Here is a 16,531-nt window from a genome sequence, read left to right on the forward strand (position 1 = left end):
TCTTATAATAGGGATTTAACCGCCAGGAGCAACCCGTCAAATCTTTCAAAAAGATACTTGATGACTCGTTCAGTTAAAAATAAATCCATTTAAAATCAATAATATAAAAAACAAAAAAAGTGAAAAGGACAATATTCCCCGCCAAAAACCGCGATAACTTACATCACGCGTAAGCAAAAGCTTACAGGGAAAAAGTCTTCTTGCCCGGCACGTTTGAAGCATCAAAGACACCCTTTAAAAAGACCCTACATGCCGTGCCATTGCTTAATCACCCCATCAATATAAAAACACCCCGACCAGGTCGAGGTGCTTTTATAAAGAGAGTCACACTACTTCGTACACGATTGAGTCAATGGACTGCTATTGAAACAGAGACTCGCTCGACAGGCCGTTCTTTTCAAGAATCTCACGCAAGCGCTTGAGACCCTCGACCTGAATCTGTCTGACCCTTTCGCGCGTCAGACCTATTTCCAGGCCTACGTCTTCCAACGTACTGCTTTCATGTCCCCGCAGACCGAAACGCCGTACCACCACCTCACGTTGCTTATCCGTAAGCTCGGAAAGCCACTGATCGATGCTCTGGGAAAGATCATCGTCCTGCAGCAGTTCGCAGGGGTCTGTAGGTCGATCATCGGTCAGCGTATCGAGCAATGTCTTGTCCGAATCTGGGCCGAGGGAAACGTCTACAGAAGAAACCCGTTCATTGAGCCCAAGCATGCGCTTGACCTCACCCACCGGCTTCTCGAGCAGGTTGGCGATTTCTTCTGGAGAGGGTTCGTGGTCAAGCTTCTGGGTCAATTCACGAGCGGCACGCAGGTACACGTTGAGCTCTTTGACCACATGAATCGGCAACCTGATCGTGCGGGTCTGATTCATGATGGCACGCTCGATGGTCTGGCGAATCCACCATGTCGCGTAGGTTGAGAAGCGGAAACCGCGTTCAGGATCGAATTTCTCGACCGCCCGGATCAAGCCCAGGTTGCCTTCTTCGATCAAATCAAGCAATGAGAGTCCACGATTGACATAACGTCTGGCGATTTTTACCACCAGCCGCAGATTGCTTTCAATCATGCGCTTGCGCCCTGCCGGGTCACCGCTTTGCGACAAACGCGCAAAGTGGACTTCTTCTTCCGGCGAAAGCAGAGGAGAGAAACCAATTTCATTGAGATACAACTGGGTGGCGTCTAGCGCCCGGGTGTAGTCAATGTACTTGTGTTGCTTAAGCGATGTGGAGTGTTTGGCCTTGGCGCGAGCGGAAGGCACAGCCGTTTCCTCGCTCGAAGCCTGGTCCAAAACGATGCCGGGGCCCGTAAGGAGCACCTCATCGTCGATGTCAAACTCCGGCGCTTCTTTACTGAGAGCCATTGTTATAGTCCTTTGGTGAGTTCGACCTCAAGCCCTAGCGGCGCCTTATTATCCATGGCAACGCTTGAGCCTGTTCCCTCTACGCCAGGAAACAGGCTGGTAACCGATCAACGACGTGGCAAAAACTCCATAGGATCTACAGGTTTACCTTGGCGGCGAATCTCAAAATGCAGCTTCACCCGGTCAGTCCCCGTTGACCCCATTTCGGCAATTATCTGCCCGACCTTGACCTGTTGCCCCTCCCGAACCAAAAGCCTACGGTTATGTCCGTAAGCGCTGACGTAGGTATCGCTGTGTTTAATGATTACTAACTCGCCGTAGCCCCGCAAGCCACTCCCGGCGTACACCACTGAACCATCAGACGCAGCCAAAACAGGCTGTCCCAAATCTCCAGCGATATCAATTCCTTTATTCAAACTACCGTTTGAGGAGAACTTACCTATCAAAACGCCATTAGACGGCCACGCCCACCCGGATGGCGAACGTCCTACAGACTGTATCGGCGTTGTCGCAGGAGTCGTTGTCGAAGCAGGAATAATCACAGGTACAACCCCGACAGGACGCGAGAGCACGGTATTCTTGATCGAACCGGAAGGGGCTACAACAGATGTGGAAACGACTGACGTCGGCGCTGAATTTGAACGCCCATCAAAGCGAATCGTCTGACCTGGATGGATGGTATAGGGCGCGGGAATCTGATTGCGTTCGGCCAGCGCTTTCCAGTCCCAGCCGTAACGAAATGCAATAGAGAAAAGGGTATCGCTACGTCGCACCACGTACTGACCGGTTGTAACCGGCTGACGTTGGGGTGCCGCCTTGTTGCGATCAACAACATTCACCCCGCCAGAAGGCGTGCTTGAGCAGCCGGCCAAAAACAGACCAAAGGCAATGCTAATCACCAGGCGCTGAAAGCTTGTTATAGACATACGTTGTCGAATGACTGTGAGACCCACCCGCCACTCCCTTTACTGGTGACTGAATTAAAGTTGCCTATTGTGCCGTAATAATAGCCGGCAGCTAACACTTAACTGGTTACAAAACCGTGCGTTACAGCACTCATTCAAGAGACTGCGTTAACTGACCGCCGACTTATGACCTTCAAGACCGGAAAGAATTCATTACGAGCTGTAATGAACCTCACGCCAGCGGCCCGTTGAGCAACGGCACGAACCGTACGGCACCGAGCGCATGACGAGAGAATCCATTCTCCTCGCGGATGATCAACATCAATTGCTGTACCTCGCCTGAGCCGACCGGAATGACCAACCGCCCGCCCGGCGCCAATTGATCGAGTAAGGCCTGCGGTACATCGGCCGCCACAGCGGTCACGATAATGCCATTGTATGGCGCCAGAGCTGGCCAGCCCTCCCACCCATCACCCCAGCGAAAAACCACATTGCGCAGGTTCAACTCGACCAGCCGCTCTTTGGCGCGGTCCTGCAAAACCTTGATGCGCTCCACCGAAAAAACCCGCTCGACCAGTTGTGCCAGAACCGCCGTCTGGTAACCGGAGCCGGTGCCTATCTCCATTACCTTGTCCAAGGGACCTGCCGCCAGCAGCAGTTCGCTCATGCGCGCCACCATGTAAGGCTGGGAAATGGTCTGGTTGTGGCCGATGGGTAACGCAGTGTCCTCGTAGGCGCGGTGCGCCAGTGCTTCATCAACGAACAGATGCCGCGGAGTACTCCGGATCACTTCCAGCACCTGAGCGTTGGACAGGCCTTCTTCATATAAACGTTGAATCAAACGCTCTCGGGTACGCTGGGAGGTCATCCCGATCCCACGTCGTAACCGATCATCTTGCTCGCGCGACATCAATGCAGTCCCTCTAGCCAGCTATTGAGGCTACTGAAGCCATCTTGATACGTGCGATCCAGCTGTAGCGGGGTAATCGACACATAACCTTGCATTACCGCGTGAAAATCGGTCCCTGGCCCGCCGTCTTCAGCGTCGCCAGCCACCGCAATCCAATAACCGATCTTGCCACGCGGGTCGACAACCTTGACCGGCGCGGCGGCGCGGGCGCGATGCCCCAATCGGGTCAGTTGAATCCCGCGAATATGCTCAAGCGGAAGATTCGGAATATTGACGTTAAGCACGGTGCGCGGCGGCAAGTCGAGCTGTTCATGGGCTTCGACCAGCAGGCGAGCGAAATGCGCGGCGGTAGGCAGATTGTCCGCCAGACGCGATAACAACGAAAACGCGAACGACGGACGTTCGAGAAAACGCCCCTCCAGCGCTGCGGCCACCGTGCCGGAATACAGCACATCATCACCCAGGTTTGCACCCAGATTGATACCCGAGACAACCATGTCCGGCTGCAGATCAAGCAGCCCATTAAGCCCAAGGTGCACGCAATCGGTCGGCGTACCGTTCAGACTGATAAAGCCATTGGCCAATGTGAGAGGGTGAAGCGGGCGATCAAGCGTGAGCGAGCTGCTTGCACCGCTTTTGTCTTGATCAGGGGCAATGACCACGCACTCGCTATAGTCCGCCAGCGCAGCATGAAGCGCGGCGAGACCGGGAGCCATTACCCCATCATCGTTAGAAATCAGAATACGCATGAGTTGTCCGTCTGCCCCTGCGGTACCAGATCGACGAGTTCGCGCACCAGCACGGTGGCGAAGCATCCGGCCGGAAGGACGAATTCCAATTGCAGAATATCAGGCTCGGGATAATGCCACGTCAACCCGCCAATGGGCAGTCGCAGGATGCGCCGTTCGTGCTCCATGCCTGCTTTGATCAGCCAATCGCGCAGTGTCGGTTCGCGAGCCGCGATGGCTTGCTCAAGCTCGCCAGTCACGCCGGTCGCAGGCGAATCACCTTCGCCCCACTGAGGCCCGGTCGGGTGCAGGTCGAGGATAGCCAGACGCGGGTCACTGCATTCAGCCTCACCCGCAGGAAAAAAGCTGCGACTGTCAGTGAACGCCAGTAGATCGCCCACTTGCGCCCGCTGCCAACTGCCGTCAGCCACTCGCGCCGCCAGCACCTGATTGAATAGATAGCTGCGAGCCGTCGACAGCAGCCGCGAACGCACATTGCGTTGCTCTGGCAATGCCTGGCGCGATGCATACTCACGAGCTTCGCCCAAATTGCCACCCTGCCAACCGAAGCGCTGGACACCAAAATAATTGGGGATGCCATGGCTGGCGATCAATTCGAGGCGCGCCTGCAAGGCCGCGTGATCAGCGTGCAACTGGGTCAGACGCAAGGTGAAGCCATTGGCCGCATGAGCGCCACGGTTCAGTTTGCGTTTATGACGGCCAATTTTCAGAATTTTCAGCGTGTCGTCCTGAGCCGCGGACAGATCAGGGTCCGCCTTACCCGGCAGGTGCAAGCTGAACCACTGGCGCGTCAATGCCTGACGATCCTTCAAGCCTGCATAACTGACGGTACGCAACGGCACACCGGCCGCACGCGCCAGACGACGGGCCGCTTCTTCGGTGTTCAGGCCGCGCTTCTCGACCCACAACCACAGGTGTTCGCCGTCGCCGGACAATGGAATATCCAGGACTTCATCAACCTGGAAGTCTTCAGCCGTGGCTTTGAGCACCGCAGTACCCAACGCATCGCCATAGGCACACGGGCCAAGCAATTCGAATTCCGTCATGCCGAGAGCAACAAGGCGACAGCATGAACCGCGATGCCTTCTTCACGGCCCACAAAGCCAAGATTTTCGGTGGTGGTAGCTTTTACGTTCACTTGATCCAACTCGATGTGAAGATCCGCGGCAATCAGCGCGCGCATCGATTCGATATGAGGGGCCATTTTCGGCGATTGGGCAACAATGGTGGCGTCGACATTGCCAACTTTCCAGCCTTTGTTATTGACCAATGTCACGACGTGGCGCAACAACGCGCGACTGTCAGCACCCTTGAATTGCGGGTCTGTATCGGGGAAGTGTCTGCCGATATCTCCCAGCGCTGCCGCGCCGAGCAAGGCATCGCTGAGTGCATGCAGCAATACGTCGCCATCGGAATGGGCGAGCAGCCCGAAGCTGTGTTCGATCCGCACGCCACCCAAGGTAATGAAATTGCCTTCAGCGAAACGGTGCACATCATAGCCGTGGCCAATACGCATAAAAAAACGCCCCGAAAAAGTCAGGGCGTGATTCTACCTACTTTGTTCAACATTAACCGCTTAGTGCGGCCCCATGATGACGTAGGTGATCTTCGATAAAGCTCGCGATGAAGAAATAGCTGTGGTCATAACCGGGTTGCATACGCAGGGTCAGCGGATGCTGAGCCGTTTTTGCGGCCTGTACCAGCGCCTCTGGCTTGAGCTGATTGGCGAGAAAATCGTCACGATCGCCCTGATCCACGAGGATCGGCAATTTTTCCCTGGCCTCAGCGATCAATACACTGGCATCCCATTCGCGCCAACGCGAACGCTCTTCCCCCAGGTAACGGGAAAAAGCTTTCTGGCCCCATGGGCAGTCCATCGGATTGCTGATCGGCGAGAAAGCCGACACCGACCGGTAGCGCCCAGGATTACGCAAGGCGCACACCAGCGCGCCGTGCCCACCCATGGAGTGACCGCTGATTCCGCGCCGGTCCGAGGCCGGGAAATGCGCCTCGACCAGTGCTGGAAGCTCGTTCACCACATAGTCGTGCATGCGGTAGTTCTTCGCCCATGGCTGCTGGGTAGCATTCAGATAAAAGCCAGCGCCTAGACCAAAATCCCAGGCGCCATCCGGATCGCTCGGCACCTCTGGGCCTCGCGGGCTGGTATCGGGGGCGACGATGATGAGTCCCAGCTCAGCCGCGACGCGTTGCGCCCCGGCCTTGTGCATGAAGTTCTCATCGGTACAGGTCAACCCTGACAGCCAATACACCACCGGCAATTTACCGCCCTGCTCCGCTTGCGGCGGCAGATATACGGCAAACACCATGTCGCAGCCGAGCACATCGGAGTGATGTTTGTAGCGCTTGTGCCAGCCACCGAAGCTTTTCTGGCAGGACAGGTTTTCCAGGCTCATGACAGACCTCAGAAATGGATGACAGAGCGGATGCTCTTGCCTTCATGCATCAGCTCGAAAGCCTTATTGATGTCTTCCAGGCCCATGGTGTGAGTGATGAAGGTGTCCAACGGGATTTCGCCCGTCTGCGCCATGTCGACATAGCTCGGCAACTCAGTGCGACCCCGTACACCGCCGAACGCCGAACCACGCCAGACGCGCCCGGTGACCAACTGGAAAGGTCGGGTCGATATCTCTTGACCGGCGCCCGCCACGCCAATGATCACGGACTCGCCCCAGCCTTTATGGCAGCACTCAAGCGCGGCACGCATGAGTTGCACGTTGCCGATGCACTCGAAGGAAAAATCCACACCACCGTCGGTCAGATCAACGATTACGTCCTGGATAGGGCGATCGTAATCTTTAGGGTTGATGCAGTCAGTGGCACCCAACTGTTTGGCGATTTCAAACTTGGAGGGGTTGATGTCGATGGCGATGATACGCCCGGCCTTGGCCTTGACTGCACCGATCACCGCTGACAGGCCGATGCCACCCAGACCAAAGATCGCCACGGTGTCGCCCGGTTTGACTTTGGCCGTGTTCAGTACCGCACCAATCCCGGTGGTGACGCCACAACCGAGCAGGCAGACTTTTTCCAGTGGTGCATCTTTGGAGATTTTCGCGACTGATATTTCCGGCAACACGGTGTACTCGGAGAAGGTCGAGGTGCCCATGTAATGGAAAATCGTCTGGCCTTTATAAGAGAAACGCGAGGTACCATCCGGCATCAAACCTTTGCCCTGGGTGGCGCGAATGGCTTGGCACAGGTTGGTCTTGCCCGACAGGCAGAATTTGCATTTACGGCATTCCGGGGTGTACAGCGGGATCACGTGATCACCGACTGCAACTGACGTCACGCCTTCGCCGATTGCTTCGACGATTGCGCCACCTTCATGACCGAGGATCGACGGGAAGATGCCTTCCGGGTCGGTGCCAGACAAGGTGTAGGCATCGGTGTGACACACACCGGAAGCGACGACCCGGAGCAGCACTTCACCAGCCTTGGGCATCGCGACATCGACTTCAACGATTTCGAGCGGTTTCTTGGCTTCAAAGGCAACGGCAGCACGTGACTTGATCATCAATCTTCTCCAAGCGAAGTAAAAACAAGCCTGAGAGTGTAAAGCAGTGCCGTTTGATGAATAATCGGGTCAAAAGCAAAACATTATTGCTGTACAGGGATAATCGATGTACGCCAATCGCTGGGAAGGGCTTGATGAGTTTGTGGCGGTTGCTGAATGCGGGCAGTTCACCGCTGCCGCCGAACGCCTAGGCGTTTCGTCGTCACATATCAGCCGGCAAATCGCCCGGCTCGAAGAGCGCCTGCAAACGCGGTTGCTGTATCGCAGTACGCGGCGCGTAGCCTTGACCGAAGCCGGGCAGACATTTCTTCAGCACTGCCAACGCCTGCAAGATGGTCGAGAAGAAGCGCTGCGCGCTGTAGGCGACCTGACCAGTGAGCCCAAAGGCCTCCTGCGCATGACCTGCGCCGTGGCGTATGGAGAGCGCTTCGTTGTACCGCTGGTGACCGGCTTCATGGCGCTTTACCCGCAATTACGCGTGGATATCGAGCTGAGCAACCGCACCCTGGATTTGGTGCATGAAGGCCTGGACCTGGCGATTCGCCTGGGTCGCCTGCAAGACTCGCGACTGATTGCCACCCGCCTGGCGCCCCGGCGTATGTACCTGTGCGCATCGCCCTCTTACCTTGAGCGTTATGGGCGACCGCACAGCCTGTCGGAGTTGAATCGGCACAATTGCTTGATCGGCAGCACCGACACGTGGGTACTGCAACAAAATGGCCGGGAATTTTCACAGCGGGTTCAGGGTAACTGGCGCTGCAACAGCGGGCAGGCGGTGCTCGACGCGGCATTGCAGGGGGTCGGATTGTGTCAGCTGCCGGATTACTACGTGCTTGAGCATTTAAACAGCGGCGCGCTAATTTCTCTGCTGGACGCTCATCAGCCCCCTAACACTGCGGTGTGGGCGCTCTACCCGCAACAACGACACCTGTCGCCCAAGGTACGCAAATTGGTCGAGCATCTGAAAGCGGGGTTGGCACTGCGCAAGGAATATTGCGAGTGAAGCGACTTCAGCGCCTGAACCCAGGGCATTGACGCAGCCATTCGAGGTCTTCTGGCCGGGTCACCTTGATGTTGTCTGAACGGCCCTCGATCAGTCGGGGAGACTGACCTGCCCATTCGATGGCAGAGGCCTCATCGGTGATGCTGACGTCCGATACCAGGCTGTCAGCCAAGGCCCGGTGCAGGGCGCCAAGGCGGAACATCTGCGGCGTATAGGCCTGCCAGATCAAGCTGCGATCAACCGTTTCAATCACGCGCCCGCTGCTGTCCGCACGCTTGAGTGTGTCGCGAGCCGGGACGGCCAGTAGACCGCCAACCGGGTCGTCAGCCAATTCGTGCAGCAGTTTATCCAGGTCACCACGCGATAGATTCGGACGAGCGGCATCGTGAACCAGCACCCAGTCCTCATCATGGGCGCCCTGCGCGTGGAGGTGCAGCAGCGCATTGAGTACGGAGTCTGCCCGCTCCTGCCCGCCCGCCACACGCTGAATCCGCGAATCAGCAGCACATGCCAGGGTCGGCCAGTAAGGATCATCCACAGCCAGACTGATCACCAGGCCCTTGAGTCGGGGGTGATCCAGAAAGCAATTGAGGCTGTGTTCGAGAATAGTGTGCCCGCCCAGTTGCAGGTACTGCTTGGGCCGGTTAGCTGCCATGCGAGCGCCAACGCCCGCAGCAGGAATCACTGCCCAGAAGGCAGGTAGAGCACGTGTCATTGGGCCAACTGATAAAGGGTTTCGCCGTCCTTGACCATGCCCAACTCGTGGCGCGCCCGTTCTTCAACGGTTTCCATGCCTTTTTTCAGCTCCAGGACTTCCGCATCGAGAATCCGGTTACGCTCCAGGAGCGTATCGTTTTCAGCATGCTGGTCTGCGATTTGCTGGGTCAGACTGGCCACTTGCGCCAGACTTCCGTTGCCCACCCATAGACGATACTGCAGGCCAGCCAGCAGCAGAAGCAAGATGAGGAACAACCAGTTAGGACTGCGCATTGAATATCAGGTACTCAGTGGAAAAAGACAGCGGTGCAGACACATTGAAAAGCGAGTGAGGGAATCAAGCCTGGCAGGACCAGGCTCAATCACTCATACGCTGGCAGAATCATCAGCTATACCGACTTTTCTGACAGCGCCCGTTGTCTTTTTACCATCTCCAGCTCAGCCGCGAAACTCACCGCGACCGTTGTATACAGCCTTGGCACCCAATTGCTCTTCGATACGCAGCAGTTGGTTGTACTTGGCGATGCGATCGGAACGGCTCAGAGAACCGGTTTTGATCTGACCGGCAGCGGTACCCACGGCCAGATCGGCAATGGTCGAGTCTTCGGTTTCGCCGGAGCGGTGCGAGATAATGACCGTGTAACCTGCCGCCTTGGCCATCTGGATGGCTTCGAGGGTCTCGGTCAGGGTACCGATCTGGTTGAACTTGATCAGGATCGAGTTGGCGATCTTTTTATCGATGCCTTCTTTGAGGATTTTAGTGTTAGTCACAAACAGGTCGTCGCCGACCAGTTGCACCTTGTCGCCGATCTTGTCGGTCAGCACTTTCCAGCCGGCCCAGTCAGACTCGTCCATGCCGTCTTCGACGGAGATGATCGGGTAACGCTGGGTCAGACCTGCCAGGTAGTCAGCGAAACCAGCCGAATCGAACACCTGGTTTTCGCCAGCCAGATTGTATTTGCCATCTTCGTAGAATTCGCTGGCCGCGCAGTCCAGTGCCAGCGTCACATCAGTGCCCAGCGTGTAACCGGCGTTGGCCACCGCTTCGGCGATAGCGCCCAGGGCGTCTTCGTTGGAAGCCAGGTCTGGTGCGAAACCACCTTCATCGCCAACAGAAGTGCTCAAGCCACGGGCTTTGAGCACTGCTTTGAGGTGATGAAAAATTTCGGTGCCCATGCGCAGCGCATCGGAGAAGGTCTTGGCGCCAACCGGCTGCACCATGAACTCCTGAATATCGATGTTGTTATCAGCATGCTCGCCACCGTTGATGATGTTCATCATTGGCACCGGCATCGAGTACACACCCGGCGTACCGTTGAGGTTGGCGATGTGCGCGTACAACGGCAGATCCTGATCCTGAGCAGCGGCTTTGGCGGCGGCCAGGGACACAGCGAGGATCGCGTTGGCGCCCAGGCTGGCTTTGTTTTCAGTGGCATCCAGGGCGATCATGGCGCGATCCAGCGCTTGCTGGTCTACTGGATCCTTGCCCAGCAAAAGGCTGCGGATCGGACCATTGATGTTGGCCACGGCCTTGAGAACACCCTTGCCCAGGTAACGGCTCTTGTCGCCATCACGCAGCTCAAGCGCTTCACGAGAGCCGGTAGAAGCACCGGACGGCGCGCAAGCACTGCCGATGATGCCGTTGTCGAGGAGCACATCGGCTTCCACGGTGGGATTGCCACGGGAGTCGAGAACTTCACGACCTTTGATGTCGACGATTTTTGCCATTGTTGTAAACACTCCAAGATTGACGAAAACGACGCAGCTGAGGGAATCAATTATCGCCGTCAGGCTTTGTGCAGCGGGCAGGTCTGACGACGATAAGCCTCTGACCCGAAGGCCAGAGAAATACCGAGCGGCACTGTACCGGAGAAAACGTTTTTACGCGGTCTCTACCGTAGGAAAACTTTTCACAAGTTCATCCAGTGCCTTGAGCTGAGCCAGGAATGGCTCAAGCTTGTCCAGACGCAAGGCGCAAGGACCATCGCATTTTGCGTTATCCGGATCCGGATGCGCTTCGAGGAACAACCCCGCCAGACTCTGGCTGAGGCCGGCCTTGGCCAGATCGAGGACCTGAGCCCGACGACCACCGGCAGAATCGGAACGACCGCCTGGCATTTGCAAGGCATGAGTCACATCGAAGAATACCGGATACTCGAACTGCTTCATGATGCCGAAGCCGAGCATGTCCACTACCAGGTTGTTGTAACCGAAGCTGGAACCACGCTCACACAGAATCAACTGATCATTTCCGGCCTCTTCGCATTTTGCCAGGATGTGTTTCATTTCCTGCGGGGCGAGAAACTGGGCCTTCTTGATGTTGATGACCGCACCGGTCTTGGCCATTGCCACGACCAGATCCGTCTGCCGCGAGAGAAACGCTGGCAGTTGGATGATGTCGCAGACTTCAGCCACAACCGCAGCTTGCTCAGGCTCGTGTACATCCGTGATCAGCGGCACGCCAAAGGTCTTTTTGATCTCTTCGAAAATCCGCATGCCCTCTTCCAGGCCAGGGCCACGGTAAGAGGTCACGGACGAGCGATTGGCTTTGTCGAAGCTGGCCTTGAACACGTAAGGGATACCGAGCTTTTCGGTAACCCGTACGTACTCTTCGCAGACCTGCATGGCCATGTCCCGCGATTCCAGCACGTTCATGCCGCCGAACAAGACGAAAGGCTTGTCGTTGGCAATCTCGATCGCGCCTACACGGATGATCTTTTGTGCCATAAGGTCAGGCCTTCTTCTGGTGTTGCGTCAAAGCCGCCTTGACGAAACCACTGAACAACGGATGACCGTCGCGCGGTGTCGAGGTGAACTCAGGGTGGAACTGGCAGGCGACGAACCATGGATGATCCGGCGCTTCAATCACCTCAACCAACGCACCATCCCCGGAACGACCGGTGACTTTCAGACCGGCTTCGATCAGGCTTGGCAGCAGCGTGTTGTTGACTTCATAACGATGGCGATGACGCTCGACGATCACGTCTTTGGCATAGCAATCATGCACCAGCGAACCCCGTTCCAATTGGCAATCCTGCGCACCAAGACGCATGGTGCCGCCCAGATCCGAGGTTTCGTTGCGGGTTTTGACGGCACCGGTGGCATCTTCCCACTCGGTGATCAAACCTACGACCGGATGGCCACTGGCACGATCGAACTCGGTGGAGTTGGCGTCTTTCCAGCCCAACACGTTACGCGCGAACTCGATGACCGCTACTTGCATGCCCAGGCAGATACCCAGATAAGGAATCTTGTTCTCGCGAGCGAATTTCACCGCTGTGATCTTGCCTTCGACGCCACGCAAGCCAAAGCCGCCCGGGACCAGAATCGCGTCGACGCCTTCGAGCAAGGCAGTGCCCTGGTTCTCGATGTCTTCGGAATCGATATAGCGCAGGTTGACCTTGGTGCGATTGGAAATACCGGCGTGGCTCATCGCCTCGATCAACGATTTGTAGGCATCGAGCAGTTCCATGTACTTGCCGACCATGGCGATGGTGACTTCATGCTCAGGGTTGAGCTTGGCGTCGACCACTTTTTCCCACTCGGACAAATCAGCACCGCCACATTCCAGGCCAAAGCGCTCGACAACGAAATCATCGAGCCCCTGAGCGTGGAGCATGCCCGGAATCTTGTAGATGGTATCGGCGTCTTCCAGCGAGATCACTGCGCGCTCTTCAACGTTGGTGAACAACGCGATCTTGCGCCGTGAAGAAATATCCACGTGATGATCGGAGCGACAGATCAATACGTCTGGCTGCAAACCGATGGAGCGCAGCTCTTTGACCGAATGCTGAGTCGGCTTGGTCTTGGTTTCGCCAGCAGTGGCGATATAAGGCACCAGCGTCAGGTGCATCAACATCGCGCGCTTGGCGCCGACCTCGATGCGTAACTGACGGATGGCCTCAAGAAATGGTTGCGATTCGATGTCACCGACGGTGCCACCAATCTCGACCATGGCGACGTCAGCATCGCCCGCGCCCTTGATGATCCGGCGTTTGATCTCGTCGGTGATGTGCGGAATCACCTGGATGGTCGCGCCCAGATAATCACCACGGCGCTCTTTGCGCAGGACGTGTTCGTACACACGTCCCGTGGTGAAGTTGTTGTTCTGGGTCATGGTGGTGCGGATGAACCGCTCATAGTGGCCCAGGTCCAGGTCGGTTTCGGCGCCGTCGTGAGTGACGAACACTTCACCGTGCTGGAATGGGCTCATGGTGCCCGGGTCCACGTTGATATAGGGGTCAAGCTTGAGCATGGTGACTTTAAGTCCCCGCGCCTCCAGGATGGCCGCCAGTGAAGCCGAAGCAATGCCTTTCCCCAATGAAGAAACAACACCGCCCGTGACGAAGATGTAGCGCGTCATGAAAAACCCTAGAAGTCTGCGTTAAAGCGGTCAGAGCCGCCGGGGAAAGCGAAGGAAGGCCGAAGCCCCCAATTACCAATTATTTTCACAGTGCACTCCTGAAAATTGCTGCGTTGAGACCGGCAGACTGAAAAAACCTGCCTGTTGCTCGCTACATTTTTGAGAATCGCCCAGCAAAAACTGCCTGGTAATCGGCAACTTCTGTCAATTCAGAAGAATCCACAGAAGCTGTATCAAGAAGGGAGCGTAGTCTACCGGAAACGGCCTTTCAGCTCAAACTTTGGTCGTTCGTCGGTGCGTGCCAGCGCAATCGCCAGTCGCCATGGGCTGTTCCGTCCAATTCTGGCAGGTTGGCAACCGCCAATAACTGCTCACCGCGGTACACCAGCGGCAATCGGCCACGGGCAAACACTGGCAGGCCACTCTCGTTGAGCAGGCGCTTGAGGTCACGATGCCCGCGTCCCGGCAGATGCATGACCTCACCTCCTTGGCGATAACGCACCTGTAGCTCGCCGGCCGGAGCATCACCGACAACGTCAAGCCAGCCATTGCCCGGCAAACTCAACGCTTGTTGGGGGTCTGCCCAGGTGATCGGGGCAACCGGCAGCTGCAACCAGGCACCCGACAACCACCAGATACAGCCCTCGGCACGGTGCAGTTCACCGTCGGCCAGACGCCAGATCGGCCGAGCCTCGCGGCCTGCGTCACGCAAACTGTCCCAACCGGCCCAATGTTCGCTGTCCGGCAGACGCGTCAAGGACGATAGCCAATGACGCAGCGCGTTGCGTTGGCGGGCAGGAGAAAGGTTTTTTAGGGGTGCGAGCGCCAACGACGGCAATCCCAGCCAGGAGAAGGATGCAAGCGAACCCGCCTGCGCCAGATCCTCCTCGGCCAGCTCGTCGAGCAACCCTTGCGCCTCAGACAGATGCGCGGCGGTTCGTGCCATGTTCGCGGAGGCTTGAGGCCAGCGCGCGGTCAGTGACGGCAGAATGAGCTCGCGCAGGTAATTTCGGGAAAACCGGCTGTCTTTATTGCTGGGGTCTTCCACCCAGCTCAACCCCTGCTCGCGGGCATAAGCCTCCAGCGTTGCGCGCGAGACGTCGAGCAAAGGCCGCACCAACACACCCTCTCCCAGCGAGCGCTGTCGAGGCATCGCCGCAAGACCACGGACACCCGCGCCGCGCAGCAGACGAAACAGCAGGGTCTCGGCCTGATCATCGCGATGTTGAGCCGTCAACAGTACCTCGTCTGGCGCCAGCACCCGACTGAACGCCCTATAACGCGCTTCACGGGCAGCACGCTCGACGCTGGCGCCAGGCATCACCTGCACCGCCACTACCTGCAGCGGCACTCCCAAGGCCCGACACACCTGAGCACAATGCCCGGGCCATGCGTCTGCCGCAGCCTGAAGGCCGTGATGGATGTGAATCGCAGATAAGGGCGGCAAGGCTTCGCGGGAGGCGAGATCAGACAGAAGGTGCAGCAGAACGGTGGAGTCCAGACCACCAGAGAACGCGATACGCCAGGCCGGGGCGTTGCGCCAGGGTTCCAGGACGTTGAGGAGCCGTGCATTCAAACTCATGAGTCAACCGCTTCGCAGGCAAGCCTGCTCTTATCAAACAACCTGTAAGTTATTGAAAAATAAAGTATAAATTTCACAAACTTTTCAGCCAAACACCGATCCTTTGTAGGCGCGTGGGGGACGCCCAGTCCTTGCCCGCGATCGGCCCGGGGTCGCGCCCGACCGAAGCAGTCGCAAAATGTGGATTCACTATCGCAGAAAGGTCCTTCGGACCTTATCGCGGGCAAGCGCGCTCCTACAGTTTGCTGCGCGACAGCGCAGCGTCGAAGACGCGGCGAAGCCTCCCACACTAGATTACATATCCTCTGTGGGAGCAGGCTTGCCTGCGAATAGCGCGCAGCGCTCCGCTTCAATCAGAGGCCGTAGCTCATCAGACGCTCGTAACGGCGCGCCAGCAACTCTTCGGTATCGAACTTCTTGAGCATTGCCAATTGACTGCTCAATTCCAGACGGATCGAGGCGGCAGCAGTTGCCGGGTCACGATGGGCGCCGCCCAAAGGTTCACCGATGACTTTATCGACAATACCCAAACCTTTGAGACGGTCAGCCGTAATGCCCATGGCTTCAGCGGCATCAGGTGCTTTTTCGGCAGTTTTCCACAGAATCGATGCGCAGCCTTCTGGAGAAATAACCGCGTAGGTCGAATATTGCAGCATGTTCAATTGATCGCAAACGCCGATGGCCAACGCACCACCGGAACCACCCTCGCCGATAACAGTGGCAATGATCGGGGTTTTCAAACGGGACATGACACGCAGGTTCCAGGCAATGGCTTCGCTCTGGTTGCGTTCTTCGGCGTCGATACCCGGGTAGGCGCCCGGGGTGTCGATAAAGGTCAGGATCGGCATTTTGAAGCGCTCGGCCATTTCCATCAGGCGGCAGGCTTTTCGATAGCCTTCAGGACGTGGCATGCCGAAGTTGCGGCGAACCTTTTCGCGCACTTCACGGCCTTTCTGGTGACCGATCACCATCACTGGCTGGTCGTCCAGACGCGCAATACCGCCGACAATGGCAGCGTCATCGGAAAAGTGCCGATCACCGTGCAATTCGTCGAACTCGGTGAAGATGTGCGAGATGTAATCCAGGGTATAGGGGCGACGCGGATGACGCGCCATGCGCGCAATCTGCCAACTGGTCAGGTTGCCGAAAATGCTTTCGGTGAGCGTATTGCTCTTTTCTTGCAGACGAGAGATTTCGTCGCCGATATTCAGCGAGTTGTCATTACCGACCAAGCGCAGCTCTTCGATTTTGGCTTGCAGGTCAGCGATCGGCTGTTCGAAATCAAGAAAATTCGGGTTCATAGGCATCCGTCTTGGGTCGACGGCCAAGAGGCCGGCCGGTTGATCCGTTAGCGCCTTACCTTACGGGAACAGGCGCATTCAGGTCGAGATTAAAAATTATG

At 57.0% G+C, this 16,531-nt stretch carries 16 protein-coding genes; 1 reads left to right on the forward strand and 15 read right to left on the reverse strand.

Going from position 1 to position 16,531, the window contains the following annotated elements; genetic code table 11:
- Positions 1 to 360 precede the first annotated feature (360 nt).
- The 8 genes from rpoS to AC1ME2_RS06490 all read right to left on the reverse strand — a co-directional run bounded on the left by rpoS (position 361) and on the right by AC1ME2_RS06490 (position 7,464).
- Complete coding sequence (rpoS, locus tag AC1ME2_RS06455) at positions 361 to 1,365, reverse strand: RNA polymerase sigma factor RpoS (RefSeq protein WP_480439958.1); 1,005 nt, start codon at positions 1,363 to 1,365, stop codon at positions 361 to 363.
- 107 nt (positions 1,366 to 1,472) lie between these two features.
- On the reverse strand, positions 1,473 to 2,318 hold the full coding sequence (locus AC1ME2_RS06460) for a peptidoglycan DD-metalloendopeptidase family protein (protein WP_480439959.1): 846 nt from the start codon (positions 2,316 to 2,318) through the stop codon (positions 1,473 to 1,475).
- A gap of 184 nt (positions 2,319 to 2,502) precedes the next feature.
- A complete protein-coding gene (locus AC1ME2_RS06465; protein ID WP_480442029.1) occupies positions 2,503 to 3,138 on the reverse strand; it encodes a protein-L-isoaspartate(D-aspartate) O-methyltransferase in 636 nt (211 codons plus the stop codon).
- A gap of 41 nt (positions 3,139 to 3,179) precedes the next feature.
- Positions 3,180 to 3,929, reverse strand: coding sequence for a 5'/3'-nucleotidase SurE (gene surE, locus AC1ME2_RS06470; protein ID WP_480439960.1), 750 nt, complete (start codon positions 3,927 to 3,929; stop codon positions 3,180 to 3,182).
- Entirely contained in the window at positions 3,917 to 4,975 is a 1,059-nt protein-coding gene (truD, locus tag AC1ME2_RS06475; protein WP_480439961.1) for a tRNA pseudouridine(13) synthase TruD, read from the reverse strand. The genes surE and truD overlap by 13 nt, the downstream gene beginning before the upstream one ends.
- A complete protein-coding gene (ispF, locus tag AC1ME2_RS06480) occupies positions 4,972 to 5,445 on the reverse strand; it encodes a 2-C-methyl-D-erythritol 2,4-cyclodiphosphate synthase (RefSeq protein WP_480439962.1) in 474 nt (157 codons plus the stop codon). Before ispF ends, truD begins: the two co-directional genes overlap by 4 nt.
- A gap of 52 nt (positions 5,446 to 5,497) precedes the next feature.
- Positions 5,498 to 6,343: an S-formylglutathione hydrolase gene (fghA, locus tag AC1ME2_RS06485; RefSeq protein ID WP_480439963.1), complete on the reverse strand. Its 846-nt coding sequence runs from the start codon at positions 6,341 to 6,343 to the stop codon at positions 5,498 to 5,500.
- 8 nt (positions 6,344 to 6,351) lie between these two features.
- Positions 6,352 to 7,464 carry an S-(hydroxymethyl)glutathione dehydrogenase/class III alcohol dehydrogenase gene (locus tag AC1ME2_RS06490; RefSeq protein ID WP_480439964.1) on the reverse strand — a complete coding sequence of 371 codons (1,113 nt, stop codon included), beginning with the start codon at positions 7,462 to 7,464 and terminating at the stop codon, positions 6,352 to 6,354.
- A gap of 106 nt (positions 7,465 to 7,570) precedes the next feature.
- Between AC1ME2_RS06490 and AC1ME2_RS06495 the strand changes: the two genes are divergently transcribed.
- The gene (locus AC1ME2_RS06495) at positions 7,571 to 8,467 is read left to right on the forward strand and encodes a LysR substrate-binding domain-containing protein (protein ID WP_480439965.1); all 897 of its coding nucleotides are present in this window, start codon (positions 7,571 to 7,573) and stop codon (positions 8,465 to 8,467) included.
- A gap of 7 nt (positions 8,468 to 8,474) precedes the next feature.
- Here the strand turns inward: AC1ME2_RS06495 and ispD are convergent, their stop codons facing one another.
- The 7 genes from ispD to accA all read right to left on the reverse strand — a co-directional run bounded on the left by ispD (position 8,475) and on the right by accA (position 16,430).
- Positions 8,475 to 9,182 (reverse strand): 2-C-methyl-D-erythritol 4-phosphate cytidylyltransferase, encoded by a 708-nt coding sequence (ispD, locus tag AC1ME2_RS06500; protein ID WP_480439966.1) that lies wholly within the window; start codon positions 9,180 to 9,182, stop codon positions 8,475 to 8,477.
- Positions 9,179 to 9,457, reverse strand: coding sequence for a cell division protein FtsB (gene ftsB / locus AC1ME2_RS06505; RefSeq protein ID WP_480439967.1), 279 nt, complete (start codon positions 9,455 to 9,457; stop codon positions 9,179 to 9,181). The genes ispD and ftsB overlap by 4 nt, the downstream gene beginning before the upstream one ends.
- A 165-nt stretch (positions 9,458 to 9,622) precedes the next feature.
- Positions 9,623 to 10,912: a phosphopyruvate hydratase gene (gene eno, locus AC1ME2_RS06510; protein ID WP_480439968.1), complete on the reverse strand. Its 1,290-nt coding sequence runs from the start codon at positions 10,910 to 10,912 to the stop codon at positions 9,623 to 9,625.
- A gap of 153 nt (positions 10,913 to 11,065) precedes the next feature.
- Complete coding sequence (gene kdsA / locus AC1ME2_RS06515) at positions 11,066 to 11,911, reverse strand: 3-deoxy-8-phosphooctulonate synthase (protein ID WP_322180465.1); 846 nt, start codon at positions 11,909 to 11,911, stop codon at positions 11,066 to 11,068.
- Between the two features lie 4 nt (positions 11,912 to 11,915).
- Positions 11,916 to 13,547 (reverse strand): CTP synthase, encoded by a 1,632-nt coding sequence (locus AC1ME2_RS06520; protein ID WP_480439969.1) that lies wholly within the window; start codon positions 13,545 to 13,547, stop codon positions 11,916 to 11,918.
- A gap of 268 nt (positions 13,548 to 13,815) precedes the next feature.
- Positions 13,816 to 15,129 (reverse strand): tRNA lysidine(34) synthetase TilS, encoded by a 1,314-nt coding sequence (gene tilS, locus AC1ME2_RS06525; RefSeq protein WP_480439970.1) that lies wholly within the window; start codon positions 15,127 to 15,129, stop codon positions 13,816 to 13,818.
- A gap of 353 nt (positions 15,130 to 15,482) precedes the next feature.
- Complete coding sequence (accA, locus tag AC1ME2_RS06530; RefSeq protein WP_480439971.1) at positions 15,483 to 16,430, reverse strand: acetyl-CoA carboxylase carboxyl transferase subunit alpha; 948 nt, start codon at positions 16,428 to 16,430, stop codon at positions 15,483 to 15,485.
- Positions 16,431 to 16,531: the final 101 nt, after the last annotated feature.

This window comes from Pseudomonas sp. ASL9, from assembly GCF_056680335.1.